16 protein-coding genes are annotated in these 14535 nt (G+C 58.4%); 4 read left to right on the forward strand and 12 right to left on the reverse strand.

Annotated features, from left to right (window positions below):
- Positions 1-104: 104 nt before the first annotated feature.
- Positions 105-2192 (reverse strand): M3 family metallopeptidase, encoded by a 2088-nt coding sequence (locus FHT92_RS20445; protein ID WP_183828779.1) that lies wholly within the window; start codon positions 2190-2192, stop codon positions 105-107.
- Positions 2193-2396: 204 nt separating this feature from the next.
- On the opposite strand from FHT92_RS20445, the gene FHT92_RS20450 reads away from it, so the two are divergent.
- Positions 2397-2843: a hypothetical protein gene (locus FHT92_RS20450; RefSeq protein WP_183828782.1), complete on the forward strand. Its 447-nt coding sequence runs from the start codon at positions 2397-2399 to the stop codon at positions 2841-2843.
- On the opposite strand, the gene FHT92_RS20455 is transcribed toward FHT92_RS20450, so the two are convergent.
- Positions 2844-3485, reverse strand: coding sequence for a LysE family translocator (locus FHT92_RS20455; RefSeq protein ID WP_183749451.1), 642 nt, complete (start codon positions 3483-3485; stop codon positions 2844-2846).
- 136 nt (positions 3486-3621) lie between these two features.
- Entirely contained in the window at positions 3622-4845 is a 1224-nt protein-coding gene (locus FHT92_RS20460; RefSeq protein ID WP_183749450.1) for an argininosuccinate synthase, read from the reverse strand.
- 188 nt (positions 4846-5033) lie between these two features.
- On the opposite strand from FHT92_RS20460, the gene FHT92_RS20465 reads away from it, so the two are divergent.
- Together FHT92_RS20465 and FHT92_RS20470 are read left to right on the forward strand one after the other, a co-directional pair.
- Positions 5034-5885, forward strand: coding sequence for an SDR family NAD(P)-dependent oxidoreductase (locus FHT92_RS20465; protein WP_183828785.1), 852 nt, complete (start codon positions 5034-5036; stop codon positions 5883-5885).
- A gap of 84 nt (positions 5886-5969) precedes the next feature.
- Positions 5970-6611 (forward strand): LysE family translocator, encoded by a 642-nt coding sequence (locus tag FHT92_RS20470; protein ID WP_183749448.1) that lies wholly within the window; start codon positions 5970-5972, stop codon positions 6609-6611.
- Between the two features lie 8 nt (positions 6612-6619).
- On the opposite strand, the gene FHT92_RS20475 is transcribed toward FHT92_RS20470, so the two are convergent.
- The 7 genes from FHT92_RS20475 to FHT92_RS20505 all read right to left on the reverse strand — a co-directional run bounded on the left by FHT92_RS20475 (position 6620) and on the right by FHT92_RS20505 (position 12756).
- The gene (locus FHT92_RS20475) at positions 6620-7414 is read right to left on the reverse strand and encodes an ABC transporter ATP-binding protein (RefSeq protein WP_183828788.1); all 795 of its coding nucleotides are present in this window, start codon (positions 7412-7414) and stop codon (positions 6620-6622) included.
- Entirely contained in the window at positions 7411-8289 is an 879-nt protein-coding gene (locus FHT92_RS20480) for an ABC transporter permease (RefSeq protein WP_183749446.1), read from the reverse strand. Before FHT92_RS20480 ends, FHT92_RS20475 begins: the two co-directional genes overlap by 4 nt.
- A gap of 123 nt (positions 8290-8412) precedes the next feature.
- Positions 8413-9366: an ABC transporter substrate-binding protein gene (locus FHT92_RS20485; RefSeq protein ID WP_183749445.1), complete on the reverse strand. Its 954-nt coding sequence runs from the start codon at positions 9364-9366 to the stop codon at positions 8413-8415.
- Positions 9367-9458: 92 nt separating this feature from the next.
- Positions 9459-10694: a 23S rRNA (adenine(2503)-C(2))-methyltransferase RlmN gene (gene rlmN, locus FHT92_RS20490; RefSeq protein WP_183828791.1), complete on the reverse strand. Its 1236-nt coding sequence runs from the start codon at positions 10692-10694 to the stop codon at positions 9459-9461.
- A gap of 242 nt (positions 10695-10936) precedes the next feature.
- Positions 10937-11446 carry an invasion associated locus B family protein gene (locus tag FHT92_RS20495; protein ID WP_183749443.1) on the reverse strand — a complete coding sequence of 170 codons (510 nt, stop codon included), beginning with the start codon at positions 11444-11446 and terminating at the stop codon, positions 10937-10939.
- Between the two features lie 560 nt (positions 11447-12006).
- Entirely contained in the window at positions 12007-12399 is a 393-nt protein-coding gene (locus FHT92_RS20500; protein ID WP_183749442.1) for a YkvA family protein, read from the reverse strand.
- A 51-nt stretch (positions 12400-12450) separates the two neighbouring features.
- A complete protein-coding gene (locus FHT92_RS20505) occupies positions 12451-12756 on the reverse strand; it encodes a 4a-hydroxytetrahydrobiopterin dehydratase (protein WP_183749441.1) in 306 nt (101 codons plus the stop codon).
- A gap of 35 nt (positions 12757-12791) precedes the next feature.
- Between FHT92_RS20505 and FHT92_RS20510 the strand changes: the two genes are divergently transcribed.
- The gene (locus FHT92_RS20510) at positions 12792-13292 is read left to right on the forward strand and encodes a low molecular weight protein-tyrosine-phosphatase (protein ID WP_183828794.1); all 501 of its coding nucleotides are present in this window, start codon (positions 12792-12794) and stop codon (positions 13290-13292) included.
- On the opposite strand, the gene thpR is transcribed toward FHT92_RS20510, so the two are convergent.
- Entirely contained in the window at positions 13199-13792 is a 594-nt protein-coding gene (gene thpR / locus FHT92_RS20515; RefSeq protein WP_183749439.1) for an RNA 2',3'-cyclic phosphodiesterase, read from the reverse strand. The two genes, FHT92_RS20510 and thpR, sit on opposite strands and share 94 nt — an antisense overlap.
- 68 nt (positions 13793-13860) lie before the next feature.
- Positions 13861-14505, reverse strand: a complete 645-nt coding sequence (locus FHT92_RS20520) for an arylesterase (RefSeq protein WP_183828797.1) — start codon at positions 14503-14505, stop codon at positions 13861-13863.
- Positions 14506-14535: the final 30 nt, after the last annotated feature.

The raw sequence follows: 14535 nt of genomic DNA on the forward strand, positions 1-14535 counted from the left end.
TGGCGCGCTCATACCGTTTTTTTCGCGATTGCGAAAGGGGGTGGCACGCGAAAGCTGCGGCATGGTTCTCACCATGCCGCTTTGCTCGATGTCATCAAACTGTCTTAAGCGTCGCTGCCTGTCAATTCCTCGAAGGTCGCAAGTCCCTTCTTGACCAGCATTGCGTCCGGGCTCGGCAGCTTGCCGCGGAAAGCCTTGTAGGCGTTTTCCGGATCGACGGAGCCGCCAGTGGAGTAGATGTTGTCCCGAAGCTTTGCGGCCATCTCGCCGTTGAAGGCATCGCCCGTCTCTTCGAAGGCGGCAAAAGCATCTGCATCCAGCACTTCCGACCACATGTAGGAATAATAGCCGGCCGAATAACCGCCGGAGAAGATATGCTGGAAGTGCGGCGTGGCGTGGCGCATGACGATCGATTTCGGCATGCCGATCTCCGCAAGCACCTCAGCCTGAACGGCCATCGGATCGTCCACCTTGTCGCGCGTATGGAAGGCCATGTCGACCAAGGCGGAAGAAGTGAACTCCACGGTGTTGAAGCCGGAATTGAAGGTGCGGGCGGCGAGCACCTTGTCGAGCAGAGCCTGGGGCATCGGCTCTCCGGTTTCGAAATGCACGGCATATTCCTTGAGGATGGCAGGAACCGTCAGCCAGTGCTCATAGAGCTGCGAGGGAAGCTCCACGAAATCGCGGGAGACGCCGGTACCCGATACCGAGGGATAGGTGACGTTGGAGAGCATGCCGTGCAGCGCGTGGCCGAACTCGTGGAATAGCGTGCGCGCGTCATCGAGCGAAAGCAGCGCCGGCTTGCCTTCTGCGGGCTTTGCGAAGTTGCAGACGTTGTAGATGATCGGTAGCTCGCCGTGATGGCCGTTCTTCAGCGTCAGCTTGTGCTGAGACTGGAAAGAGCTCATCCAGGCGCCCGAGCGCTTTGAACTGCGAGCGAAATAATCACCGAGAAAGAGTGCGACCAGCTTGTCGTCCCGGTCGCGGATCTCGAAGACCCGCACGTCGGGATGATAGGCAGCAATGCCCTTCTTCTCGACGGCGCGAATGCCGAACAGCCGGCCGGCAACGTCGAAGCAGGCATCGATGATCTTTTCGAGCTGCAGATAGGGCTTCAGCTCCGCTTCCGAGAAATTGAATCGCTGCGCGCGGATCTTCTCCGCATAATGGCGCCAGTCCCAAGGCATAACCTCATGGTTCTTGCCCTCGGCCGCAATCAATCCGGCGATATCGGCTTCTTCCTCACGGGCGCGTTTCACCGCTCTCGTCCATACGGCGCGCAACAGATCGTTCACGGCCTGGGGTGTCTTCGCCATCGTGTTATCGAGCTTCAATTCGGCGAAGTTGCCGTAACCGAGAAGCTTCGCCACCTCGTCACGCAGGGCAAGAGTCTCTCTGATAATGCCGCGATTGTCGGTCGCGCCGGCATTTTCGCCACGCGCCACCCAAGCCTTGAAGGCCTGTTCGCGCAGATCGCGGCGCTCCGAAAAAGTCAGGAACGGCTCGATGATCGAGCGCGACAGTGTTACGGCATATTTGCCATCCTCACCGCGTTCGCGGGCAGCCGCCGCCATCGCGTCGCGCAGGAAATCGGGAATGCCAATGAGGTCTTCTTCACCGGAGAGGATCAGCGACCAGCTCTTCTCGTCTGCGAGCACGTTCTGCCCGAAGCCGGTGCTGAGGCCCGCAAGTTTTTCATTGATCGCCGCAAGCTTCTCCTGCTCTGCCTTCGGCAGCTTTGCGCCCGATTTGACAAAGCCTTTCCAATGCCGCTCCAGCACGCGCGTCTGCTCCAGCGTCAGACCGAGGCTTTCGCGCTTTTCCCAGAGTGTATCAATGCGCTTGAAGAGATCCGCATTCATGCCGATCTTCGAATAGTGCCGTGACATTTTTGGCGAGATTTCCCGTTCCAGCGCCTGGATGACATCGTTGGTATGAGCACCTGCCCGGTTCCAGAAAAGTGCGGAAACCCGCGACAGCTCATCGCCGGCGAGCTCAAGCGCGACGACAGTATTATCGAAACTCGGTTCCTCCTTGTTGCCGGCGATCGCGTCGATCTCTCTTTCGTGCGAGGCGAGTGCGGACTCGAAGGCAGCAGCGAAATCACCGTCAGCGATCGCGTCAAAACGCGGCAGACCATGAAGGCCATTCCAGTTGACAAGTGCCTGATTGAATTGAGTGGGAGAAGACATATGAAAGTCCTTTATGCCGGCCGGTCGATCGATAATATAGAGAGGCCCCAACGGAATTGATATGTGGGCGGCTGGGGCTTTTGTCCGCCCGGCTAAATCTTGTGGGCAAGAATTGATACGTAAAAATTAACCAATCGTTAACGATTGACGCGAATCAGCCCGAGGCGCTAGTTTTCTTCGATCTTCAAGTAAGAGGACATGCGCATGGAAATTTTTTCCCTGCGGTCTTCTCAGAGTTTGCTATTCAAAAATAATACAAACAATAACGCAAAAAGTCCGAAGACCGCTGATATTGTAATTGAGCCCAAGCCGACCATAGGCCAGGGATCATTCCAGATCCAGGATTTTGACAGCCGGGAGGCGATTGATTTTACAGCCGTCAGTGCGGGTGAATTGCGCAGCTATGCCCGCCAGGGCTTCGACAGCGGCTTGATCGATCAAAATACTTTCGCCGCAATATCCGAACCATTGCCTATGCACGCGATCGATCCGCTCGGAAACGTTATCGACCTGTCCAATGTGACTGACGGCACGAGCTTTAACTACCTCGACTATTACAAAAATCAACTTCAGATCGCCATGTCGATCGGCGACCCGAATGAGGTTCAAACGCTGAAGTCGGTCGTCAGCTTTCTCGCCGGCGAAAACTGATCAGGCCTTCCTCCAACCCAGCAGGCCGGGCGTGGCATGCCATAGCGCCTGGACGGCAAAGCCTATGAAAAGCACTCCGGAGCAGCGGACGATTAGCCGCTCATGTGCGCGGTAGAAACGGCGCACCACGCCGGCGCCAATGATGCCGATCAGGATGATGTCAGCGGTGACGAAGCCGACGAAGGAAACGCTGAGCAGCATCGGCAGGGCCTGAAAATCGAGCGCATTTGCCGATCCCGCAACCAGCGCCGTGAACGTGGCAAGCGCCACCGGATAGCCCTTCGGATTGGTGACGCCGAAAATCAACCCGCGGCGGAATGGTCGCTCCACTACCATCAGCGCCTGCCCCTCGGCCTTCGGCTTGGCATTGACGGCACTCCAGCCGATCCAGGCGAGATAGAAACCGCAGGCAAGCCCCAGCAGGTCGAACACGAAGGTGCCGATCGTCTTGGCACCGACGATCGCGATCAGCGCCAGCCCCGACCAGATAATATCGCCAACGAGATGGCCCATCATGAAGAAAGCGCCTGCCTTGCGCCCCTGCCCAGCGCCAATGCCGAGAAGCTGCAGGAAGGCCGGACCGGGAATGAGCACATAAAAAAGCGCTGCCAGGAAGGCGCCGAGAAGCAGGGATTGCGGCATGGAAATGCTCCGGTGATGACGGCTCAGCTTAGGCGATAGCTTTGTCGCGTCAAGACGTTACAACCTGCAATAAGCGCAACAAAAAAAGGCCCGCGCGGCAGAACCGGCGAGCCTTTCAATATCGGTCCGGCGTGATTTATTTCTTCAGGTTACGCTTGCCGAGCGTGCGAAGACGCAACGCGTTGAGCTTGATGAAGCCGGCGGCATCCTTCTGGTCGTAAGCGCCCTGGTCGTCTTCGAAGGTGACGAGCTTGTCGGAATAGAGCGACTTTTCGCTCTCGCGGCCGATGACCATGACATTGCCCTTGTAGAGCTTAAGCGTCACTTCGCCTTCGACATGCTCCTGGCTCTTGTCGATGAGGGCCTGCAGCATTTCGCGCTCCGGCGAGAACCAGAAGCCGTAATAGATAAGCTCGGCATAACGCGGCATCAGCTCATCCTTGAGGTGAGCAGCGCCGCGGTCGAGCGTGATCGACTCGATGGCGCGATGCGCCGCGAGCAGGATCGTGCCGCCGGGAGTCTCGTAAACGCCGCGCGATTTCATGCCGACGTAGCGGTTCTCGACAAGGTCGAGGCGGCCGATGCCGTTGTCGCGGCCGTAATTGTTGAGGGTCGCGAGCAGCGTGGCCGGCGACATCTCGACGCCGTTGATCGAGACGGCGTCGCCCCTGCGGAATCCCACCTTGATGATGGTCGCCTTGTCGGGGGCAGCCTCCGGCGAGATGGTGCGCATATGCACGTATTCAGGAGCCTCCTGCGCCGGATCTTCCAGGACCTTGCCCTCGGAAGAGGAGTGCAGCAGGTTAGCGTCGACGGAGAAGGGAGCCTCACCCTTCTTGTCCTTGGCGACCGGGATCTGGTGCTTCTCGGCGAATTCGAGCAGATCGGTACGGCTCTTGAAGGCCCAGTCGCGCCACGGCGCGATGATCTTGATATCGGGGTTCAGCGCATAGGCCGAAAGCTCGAAACGAACCTGGTCATTGCCCTTGCCGGTGGCGCCGTGGGCAATCGCGTCGGCACCCGTCTTCCGGGCGATATCGATGAGGTGCTTGGAAATCAACGGACGGGCAATCGACGTGCCGAGCAGGTAGACGCCTTCGTAGACGGCATTGGCACGGAACATCGGGAAGACGAAATCGCGCACGAATTCCTCGCGCACGTCCTCGATATAGATCTCCTTGATGCCGAGCAGCTCGGCCTTCTTGCGCGCCGGCTCCAGCTCTTCCCCCTGGCCGAGATCGGCTGTGAAGGTGACGACTTCAGCGCCGAGTTCGGTCTGCAGCCACTTCAGGATGATCGAGGTATCGAGACCGCCCGAATAGGCGAGCACGACTTTCTTCACGTCTTTGTATGATGCCATGATGATGAGGTCCGTTGCATGAAGGCCGCGGCACACCCGCAAAGCCCGGTATCTCGGCACTTTTAGCGAGATTGGCGCGTGACGCAAGGGCAAGGAGGGCAGCAAACGGCGCCTGAGGGTTTGACAGCGCAAACCGTGAGCCCATATTCGGCAGCGTCCGAACAATGCTCCGAGGAGAGGCCAGTCCCGTGACAAATATTCAAGACATTTTCAAGCAATCCAATGTTGCCGTCATCACCGGCGGTGCTTCCGGCATCGGCCTCGCCGCTGCAAAGCGTTTTGCCAAGGCTGGCTTGAGCGTCGTCATCGCCGATCTCGGTGGCGAAAAGCTCGCGGAAGCGCGCGCCGAGCTGGAGGGGATCGTCGGCCAGGAACATGTGATGGCTGTCGAGACCGACGTCTCGCAGAAGGAGCAGATCGAGGCTCTCGAGCGCGCTGTCATCCAGCGTTTCGGCCGCGTGCACGTATTGATGAACAATGCCGGCATCGGCCCGGAAACCTCTATTTTCAGCTCTCAGGCCAATTGGGACAATATCCTCGCCGTCAATCTTCTCGGCGTCATCAATGGCGTCAGAACCTTCGGCCCAGGCATGATCGCCCATAGCGAACCCGGCCTCATCATCAATACCGGCTCAAAGCAGGGCATCACCACGCCGCCCGGCAATCCCGCCTACAACATCTCGAAAGCCGGCGTGAAGGTTTTCACCGAAGCGCTTGAGCATGAACTGCGCAACACTGCACGCGCAGGCATTTCCGCGCATCTGCTGATACCCGGCTTCGTCTTTACCGGCCTAACCAAGGGCGATCACCAGGAAAAGCCTGCTGGCGCCTGGACGCCGGAACAGACGGTCGATTTTATGGTTGAAAGCTTGGAGCGCGGCGATTTCTACATCCTCTGCCCGGACAACGACGTCGCCCGCCCGGTGGACGAGCGCCGCATGGCCTGGGCAATCGGCGACATCATCGAAAATCGTCCGCCGCTGTCGCGCTGGCACAAGGACTACGCCGACAAGTTCAAGGCCTTCCTTGAACAGAATTAATCGGCGCCATCAGAAGGTTTGATTGGTAATTTTCTGAAAGCCGGATAAGAGGTCGTCGGACCTTTCCGGCTTTCAGAGTACACCATGGATTTCCTGCCGAGCCTTCCGACGCTTCTTGCCTTTGCTGCCGCGACCCTGTTGCTTGCGGCAACCCCCGGCCCTGACATGACGCTGTCGATCAGCCGCGCGCTTGCGCAGGGCAAGAAGGCAGCGCTTTTCGTGGTTGTCGGCACCAGCCTTGGCATCGTCGCGCACACAATGCTGGTCGCCTTCGGCATCTCGGCGCTGATTACCGCCTCGCCGACCGCCTTCCTAATCCTGAAGACGGGTGGCGCCGCCTATCTGTTCTGGCTGGCGATTCAGGCAATCCGCTTCGGCTCGAAACTGACGGTCGCCAAGGTCGAAGGTCCTAAGGGGACGATCTTTTCGAACATTTCCACGGGTTTTTGGGTCAACCTCTTAAACCCCAAGGTCATCATCTTCTTCATGACCTTTCTGCCGCAGTTCGTTAGCGCCAACGACCCGGCTGTCACGCACAAGCTGCTTTTCCTTGGCTTTTGCTTCATCGTGATCGGCATGCCAGTCAATGCAACCGTCGTCATGGCAGCCGACTGGCTGTCGAGCTGGCTGCAGAATAACAGGAAAGTACTGCGCGGCATGGATTATACTTTCGCCGGCGTCTTCTCGGTCTTCGCCGCTAAGATCCTGCTCACTCAGGCACGCTGACCGTTCGATCAGCCGATCAGCAGGGCATCGTCGTCGAGCGTCTGGCCACGCATCTTGCGGAACATGGCGATCAGGTCTTCGACCTGCAGGTTTTTCCTGTTGTCGCCGGCGACATCGAGCACGATCTCGCCACCGTGCAGCATGATCGTGCGGTGGCCATAATCCAGCGCCTGCCGCATGGAGTGCGTTACCATCATCGTCGTGAGCCTGCGTTCAGAAACGATCTTCTGTGTGAGATTCATGACGAACTCGGCCATACCAGGATCGAGCGCAGCCGTGTGCTCGTCGAGCAGCAACACTTCGGAGCCGGCGAGCGTCGCCATCACGAGCGAAACCGCCTGCCGCTGCCCACCAGACAAAAGGTCCATGCGGTCCTTCAGCCGGTTTTCCAGCCCGAGGTTCAGCTCGGCGATCCGTTCCCGGAAATAATCGCGCCTGCTGCCGCCGAGCGCCGGGGCAAGCCCGCGCTTTTCGCCGCGGCGGCCGGCAAGTGCAAGGTTCTCCTCAATCGACAGCGCGCCGCAGCTTCCTGTCAGCGGGTCCTGGAAGACGCGTGCCACCAGACCGGCACGCCCTGCAGTCGACTTGCGAGTCACATCCGTCTCCCCGATCAGCACGGAACCCTCGCTCGGCAGGACATCGCCAGCGAGCACGCCGAGCAACGTCGACTTACCGGCGCCATTGGAGCCGATGACGGTGACGAATGAGCCTTGCTCGATAGTCAGGCTGACGCCGTTCAGCGCCTGTTTCTGCAACGGCGTGCCACGCCCGAAAACAACCTTGATATCCTTGACGCTGATCATGATGCTGCACCTCCGCGAAGGCGGGGAAGAACGAGCGCGACGGTCACGAGAACCGCCGTCACGAAATTGAGGTCGGAAGCCTGTAGGCCGATGACATCACTCGACAGTGCCAGCTGGATGGCGATGCGGTAGATGATCGAACCGAATACGCATCCGACGAGCGCAATCAGCAGCCCGCGGCGCCCGAGCAGGGTCTCGCCGATGATGACGGCGGCAAGGCCGACGACGATCGTGCCGACACCCGAGGTCACGTCGGCAAATCCGTTTGTTTGCGCAAAGAGTGCGCCGCCAAGCGCCACAAGTGCATTGGAAATCGCCATGCCCAGATAGATCTGCCGGCTGGTATCGACACCCTGGGCGCGGGCCATGCGGGCATTGGCGCCTGTCGCACGCATCGCCAGCCCGGCATCGCTTTCAAGGAAGCGCCAGACGACGATGACGGCGATAACAACGAGAGTGCCGACGAACAGCGGCCGGACGTAGAAATCCCTGAGCCCCTGGCCAAAGAAGGGACTGATCATCGTATCGGCATTGATAAGCGCGACATTCGGCTTTCCCATCACCCGCAGATTGACGGAGAAGAGCGCGATCATCGTCAGGATCGAGGCGAGCAGGTTCAGGATCTTGAAGCGCACATTGAGGAGCGCCGTCACCATTCCGGCTCCGGCCCCTGCTGCCATCGCGATCAGCGCTGCGAGCCACGCATTGACGCCGGCGATGATCAGCACTGCGGTCACGGCTGCACCAAGCGGAAACGAGCCGTCCACCGTCAGATCCGGAAAATCGAGAACGCGGAAGGCGAGATAGACGCCGAGCGCGACGAAGGAATAAACCAGGCCGAGCTCGACGGCCCCCCAGAATGCAATTTGGCTCAAGGCTTTCAGCCCCTTTTTGTTTCCATTCCGCCCGTCGCGAAACGGGAGCCTTTTAATATGATCAGCCGCCCCCGTGCAAACGGGAGCGGCTGATCATGACTAAGGCCTTGGGACGACAGTCGATTATTCAATGACCTTGTTGGCGCGCGAAACGACGCTTTCCGGCAGAGTCACGCCCATCTTGGCTGCGGCAGCCTTGTTGATGACGAGATCGCTGCCGGCCGCAGTCTTCACCGCGATATCGCCGGGATTCTCACCCTTCAGCACGCGCACGACGATCTCTCCCGTCTGCTTGCCAACATCATAGTAGTTGAAGCCAAGCGCTGCGATCGAACCACGCGAAACGGAATCCGTATCGGCGGTGAAGAGCGGCAGCTTGCTTTCTTCGGCAACGGCAACCGCACCTTCCAGCGCCGAGATGATCGTGTTGTCGGTCGGAATATAGATCGCATCGGCGCGGCCGACGAGCGCACGAGCAGCGCCCTGCACTTCGGCTGACTTCGTTGCAGCCGATTCAACGATGGTGATGCCGGCCTTCTCAGCTTCAGCCTTCAGTGCCGCCAGCAGCGAGACCGAATTCGCCTCGCCGGAATTGTAGAGGTAGCCGATCGTCTTCACATCAGGCAGGATTTCCTTAATGAGCGCGATATGCTCGCCGACCGGCGACATGTCGGAAAGGCCCGTCACGTTGCCACCCGGCTTGTCCATGTTCTTGACGAGCTGTGCGCCGAGCGGATCGGACACGGCAGTGAAGACAACAGGGATATCGCGTGTTGAGGAAACGACGGCCTGGGCCGACGGCGTGGAGATCGGCACGATGACATTGGGTCCGTCACCAGCGAACTGGCGAGCGATCTGGGCTGCCGTTGCCGGATTGCCCTGCGCGGATTCGAAGACGAACTTGAGGTTCTCGCCTTCCTTGTAGCCGGCAGCGGCCAGCGCGTCGCGCACGCCGTTGCGGGCTGCATCGAGCGCCGGATGTTCGACAATTGCGGTTACGGCAACGGTGACATCGTCGGCCTTCGCCGGCAGCGTCAGGGCCAGAGCTGCGGCAAAAGCCAGAAGAATTGAACGCATGGGTGTCCTCCAGGATGATTTTGGGGCACTTTTAGGAAAAGCGTCCCCTTTAATCAATCGCGGAGAATTGTAGTGAAGATCAAACTTGCTGATCAATCATCGGCGCCGTGGTTGGCGATCATCATCGCCTCGAAGGCAAGACGCTCAGTCTTGCGCATGCGCTCGGATTCCGACTTGAGCTGACCGCAGGCCGCGAGAATGTCGCGTCCGCGCGGCGTGCGGATCGGCGACGCGTAACCTGCCGAATTGATGAAATCGGCAAACTTCTCTATCTGCGCCCAGTCGGAACATTGATAATTGGTGCCCGGCCATGGGTTGAAGGGAATGAGATTGATCTTCGCCGGCACGCCCTTCAGCAGCTGGATCAGCCCCTTGGCGTCTTCCAGGCTATCGTTGACGTCCTTCAGCATCACATATTCGAAAGTGATGCGCCGCGCGTTCGAAAGCCCTGGATAATTCCTGCAGGCCTCGATCAGCTCCTTCAACGGATATTTTTTGTTGATCGGCACGAGGATATCGCGCAGGTCGTCGCGCACCGCGTGCAGCGAGATTGCCAGCATGACGCCGATCTCCTCGCCTGTGCGCAGGATCTCGGGCACGACGCCGGAGGTGGAAAGCGTCACGCGACGCTTGGACAGTGACAGGCCGTCACCGTCAGTGGCGATCAGCAGGGCCTGCTTGACGGCATCAAAGTTATAGAGCGGCTCGCCCATGCCCATCATCACGATATTGCTGACCTTGCGGCCTTCGGAAGGGACGACGGCGCCGACAGGCACGTCGCGATCGGGGAAGTCACCCAGCCGGTCGCGGGCCAACAGAAGCTGGGAGAGGATTTCTTCGGCTGTCAGGTTGCGTACCAGACGCTGCGTTCCGGTATGACAGAAGGAACAGGTGAGCGTGCAGCCGACCTGGCTGGAAATGCAGAGCGTGCCGCGCCCTTCCTCGGGGATGTAGACGGCCTCGATCTCGACCGGCCGGCCGGCACCGCGCGGCGGAAAACGCAGCAGCCACTTGCGCGTGCCGTCATTGGAAATCTGTTCTTCGACGATTTCTGGCCGGGTAATGGTGAAATGCTGCTTCAGCATCTCGCGCATGTCCTTGGCGACATTCGTCATGTGATCGAAATCGGAGACGCCGCGCACATAGATCCAGTTCCAGAGCTGCGAGACGCGCATCTTGATCTGCTTGTCCGGCACGCCCTTTTCGCGCAGCGCCGCACCCATTTCCTCGCGCGTCAGACCGATCAGCGAGGGTTTTGGCGAAAGCTCAGTGCCGAGAGGCGCCCTCACACCGGGGTTGGCAACGGTCATCGCATCCATAACGGACATAATCTTCTAATCCCGAACTCAACATGGCAACCATCCCGGAAAGACGGAAGACTTACGGGCCGCTGACGCATGATTGCAGAAATGAATGGGCGGAGCGGCGATAAATCGCCATCCTTCCGCAGTTGCGCGCCGCTTTAGCATCATTTTCCCCCCACGTCACTAGACATGGAAGCGTCACTGTAGATGGAAACGACAAAGGCCGGCGAAAGGCCGGCCTTTGAAACATTGCTCGAAGTGCAAGCTTACTTGCAGCTTTCGATCTGCTTCAGCGCAGCAGAAATGCCCGACAGCGAATAGCTGTACGAGGTGCCAGTACCCTTGCGCGAGGTGGCGTTGACGGTCATCGAATGACCGGTCTTCATGGCTGCGACAAGCGCCGGCTCCTGAGCCGCATTCTCGACCCATCCAGCCTTGTCCTTGGTGAACATTACGAAGGTTTTGTTGTCAATCGTAACATTGATCTTCGAATTCTCCTTCACCGTATAGCCCATCATCGCCTGAGGCTCATAGGAGATGTTCTGACCCGGACGCTGGGAGACGATAAAGAAGTTGTCACCATGGTCGACGCTGGCCGGCTGCTTTGTGGTCGGCACCGAAAGCACATAGCATACGGTCGCATTGCCGGACTTGTAAGAATAGGCTCCCCATGCCTGGAACTGCTGGATGCGGGTCGGAGCCGCCTGCTGTGCTTCCGCCACTCCAGCCATGACGATGGTGAGGGCGAGAGCGGATACGATACTTTTTACGAACATGGAATTCCTGCCGGTTCTTGCGGTTCAAGGCCCGAAGCGATCATTGCGGGCGGCGCATAATCACGATCTGCTTTATTTTGACTTAATTCAGGTTACCAAATGGTCAACAATGGCTACGAATTGTTTCTGCCTGTTTCATTTTCGCCAACTGTCAACCTTTCGAACCTGACAGCGGCGCCTGTGCCGCGCTCTGTCGGGATGGGCTGAGCCATCGGTTCGGGTGAATTTAAGACACAAAGATTCAGGCAAGAGTTTGACCTTTCTCAAATCCTTCGCACCCCGTTAAGATGTGGAAATTCAGGACGAAATTTTGCCGCAGGGACTGCGCGAAGAGATGTGGACGTCGAAGAAAGACAGCATTTCACTGCTCTCGCAAAAAGGTTGCTGATCAGCGCGAGGAGTCCGCATTCTCTCTTCCGTTCGGCTACTTCGCGCCGCGCCTGAACTCCTGGCTGATACGCGACCGCAATGCGCAGAAAAAGGCAAGCTGCCCTTTTCGACACGATCAAGTCGCGTATGCGGCCTCAGCAAGCTCCGAAACCGCTGGAGGGGGAAGAACCCTAGATCGTTTTCATGCCGTCTTCGGTACGCTCAGCAAGAACGCGATCGGCCGCCTCGTAATGGCTTGCCCGGATATTGCCTCGTACCATCGCAAAGGCTGCCGATAAGACGGCTATGTCATCCGAAAAGCCGATTACGGCAAAGATATCGGGAACTATGTCGACCGGCATCACGAAATAGGCAAGTGCCGCCAACAACACACCACGCACCTTGGTCGGTGTCTGCGGATCAAGTGCGCAATAGAAGCCAGCGACCACATCACGAGAAAACGGAATCTGCCGTACGGCGCGACGAAAGGTCGGCCAGAATTTCTGCCTCACCGTCTTTTCACGGCGATCCTGCGTGTCCTCGTCGCCCGGCAGCAGGATTTCCCCGTATTTGACCTCGTCCATCCCGATATCCTTTGTGGTCGCCCCGAAAATATGGTGACGGCGTGAGCCGTTTCAATCGCCTCGCCGCGCCGCAGCCTTCTCCATGGCCCTTGCGAGCTTGAAATCCAACTCCGTCAAACCGCCGGCATCGTGCGTGTTGAGCTTCACCTCAACGCGGGAATAGACGTTGAACCATTCAGGATGATGGTTGAGTTTTTCGGCCGCAAGCGCCGATTCCGTCATGAAACCGAAGGCTTCCACGAAATTCGCGAATTTGAATGTCTTCGAAATCGAACCTGCCGCATCGTCGAGCGCCCAGCCCGTGAGTTCGCCGAGCAACTGGTTAATCGCCGGCCTTTCCAGCTTTTCCATTTTCATGCCATGTTCCTTTCATCCTTCAGTCGGATCCTCAGATGAAACGTATCAGCATCCTCTTTGTTTGCATGGGCAATATCTGCCGCTCTCCGCTTGCCGAGGGAATATTCCGCCATGTTGCTGACGAGGCAGGCCTTGGTGAGGCTTTCCATATCGATTCCGCCGGTCTCGGCGGCTGGCATCAGGGAGAACTGCCCGACCGGCGCTCGATCACCACCGCAAGCACGCATGGCATCGACATTAAAGGGCAGCGTGCCCGGAGGATATTGCCTGAAGATTTTGACGATTTCGATCTGATCCTTACGATGGACCGCTCGAATATCGCGGAACTGCGCCGACGTTCACCGCACGCGGACAACATCCATCTCTTCGGCGATTTCGCACTCGGCACCGGGGAAGATATTCCCGATCCCTATCATGGCGACCGGGAAGATTTCGAGTTCGTTTATGCCAGACTCTTCAGCGGCTGCAGCACGTTGGTCGAAAGGCTTGGCACCGTCAGTGGCTCGTGGAGCGGGAAGACTTCCTCGGTAAGGTAAGGTCCGCCGCCGACCGATTCGCGCGACGACAGAAGCACGAAGCGCGGCACGGTGAAGGTCGAAGTCTGGAAGTTGCCGCGGCCGGCGAGATAGTGAACGACGTCATCGACGCGCGAATATTTCAGCCGGGCAAGCGTGACATGAGGCGTGAACTTGCGCGGGTCCGGCGGCAGGCCGATGCGCTGGCAGATCCGCTCGATCTCGCCCTGCAGGGCATTCATTTCAGGTGAAGGAGAAACGCCGGCCCAGATCGAGTGCGGCTTCTTGGAGCCGAAGGAGCCGATGCCTTCAAGCCGGAGCTGGAATTCCGGCCGGTCGATCCGGTCGAGACGCTCGACAATTTCATCTGCGGTCCGGCCATCGACATCGCCGATGAAGCGAAGCGTGATGTGGTAGTTCTCCACATCGATCCATCGTGCTCCGGGAAGACCACCGCGCAACAATGACAGGCTCATCGCCGCATTGCGCGGAATTTCGAGGGCGGTAAAAAGTCTCGGCATAACGAGCACTCCCCGAATCTTTTGCAGGTGCTCACACGGAATCACGCATTACAGACCTGTGCAAGCCCCTATTTCTTCACAGAAGAAATCGTCCCAACGAATTTCGTGACTGCCGGTTCCATCTTTTCCACCATCACATCGACTCCCTTGGCGTTTGGATGCATACCGTCATCGAGCTTCAGACCGGCATCCAGCACCACGCCGTCGAGGAAAAATGGGTAGAGGTCAACGCCATGTTTTTCCGCGAGTTTCTGATAGATCGGGTTGAAGCGTTCGGCATAGTCCGAACCCATGTTCGGTGGCGCCATCATGCCGACAAGCAGCACTGCTATGCCCCGCCCACTTAACCGGCTTATCATCTGATCGAGATTCTTTTCACTCTGTTCCGGCGGGATGCCGCGAAGCGCATCATTGGCGCCGAGTTCGAGAATCACCCCATCGGTGTCATCGGGAACCGACCAGTCAATTCGCGTCAATCCGCCGGTTGTCGTGTCGCCTGATACGCCGGCATTGGTGATCGAAACATCGACCCCCTTGGCCTTCAGGGCAGCCTGCAGCTTCTCGGGAAAGCCATCGCCCTGCGGCAGCTGATAGCCTGCCATCAGGCTGTCGCCGAAACCGACCAGATGGATGGTGCGGGCCTGCGCAACTGTCGAGAAAGTCAGCGAGAAGACGATGACAGCGAAGTGAAGGGCGGCAACTTTAAATCTCATAATGCTTTCCCTAGATTGGCTAGGAGCCGT

Origin of the sequence: Rhizobium sp. BK377, from assembly GCF_014193935.1 — a bacterium.
GTDB lineage: Bacteria > Pseudomonadota > Alphaproteobacteria > Rhizobiales > Rhizobiaceae > Rhizobium.

Excerpts from the sequence above, each read along its gene's own strand:
- FHT92_RS20450 (WP_183828782.1), top strand. The coding sequence starts at position 2,397 with ATGGAAATTTTTTCCCTGCGGTCTTCTCAGAGTTTGCTATTCAAAAAT.
- FHT92_RS20510 (WP_183828794.1), top strand. The coding sequence starts at position 12,792 with ATGAAACGTATCAGCATCCTCTTTGTTTGCATGGGCAATATCTGCCGC.
- rlmN (WP_183828791.1), bottom strand. The coding sequence starts at position 10,694 with ATGTCCGTTATGGATGCGATGACCGTTGCCAACCCCGGTGTGAGGGCG.
- FHT92_RS20470 (WP_183749448.1), top strand. The coding sequence starts at position 5,970 with ATGGATTTCCTGCCGAGCCTTCCGACGCTTCTTGCCTTTGCTGCCGCG.
- FHT92_RS20475 (WP_183828788.1), bottom strand. The coding sequence starts at position 7,414 with ATGATCAGCGTCAAGGATATCAAGGTTGTTTTCGGGCGTGGCACGCCG.
- FHT92_RS20495 (WP_183749443.1), bottom strand. The coding sequence starts at position 11,446 with ATGTTCGTAAAAAGTATCGTATCCGCTCTCGCCCTCACCATCGTCATG.
- FHT92_RS20500 (WP_183749442.1), bottom strand. The coding sequence starts at position 12,399 with ATGGACGAGGTCAAATACGGGGAAATCCTGCTGCCGGGCGACGAGGAC.
- FHT92_RS20485 (WP_183749445.1), bottom strand. The coding sequence starts at position 9,366 with ATGCGTTCAATTCTTCTGGCTTTTGCCGCAGCTCTGGCCCTGACGCTG.
- FHT92_RS20445 (WP_183828779.1), bottom strand. The coding sequence starts at position 2,192 with ATGTCTTCTCCCACTCAATTCAATCAGGCACTTGTCAACTGGAATGGC.
- FHT92_RS20460 (WP_183749450.1), bottom strand. The coding sequence starts at position 4,845 with ATGGCATCATACAAAGACGTGAAGAAAGTCGTGCTCGCCTATTCGGGC.
- thpR (WP_183749439.1), bottom strand. The coding sequence starts at position 13,792 with ATGCCGAGACTTTTTACCGCCCTCGAAATTCCGCGCAATGCGGCGATG.
- FHT92_RS20505 (WP_183749441.1), bottom strand. The coding sequence starts at position 12,756 with ATGAAAATGGAAAAGCTGGAAAGGCCGGCGATTAACCAGTTGCTCGGC.
- FHT92_RS20520 (WP_183828797.1), bottom strand. The coding sequence starts at position 14,505 with ATGAGATTTAAAGTTGCCGCCCTTCACTTCGCTGTCATCGTCTTCTCG.
- FHT92_RS20455 (WP_183749451.1), bottom strand. The coding sequence starts at position 3,485 with ATGCCGCAATCCCTGCTTCTCGGCGCCTTCCTGGCAGCGCTTTTTTAT.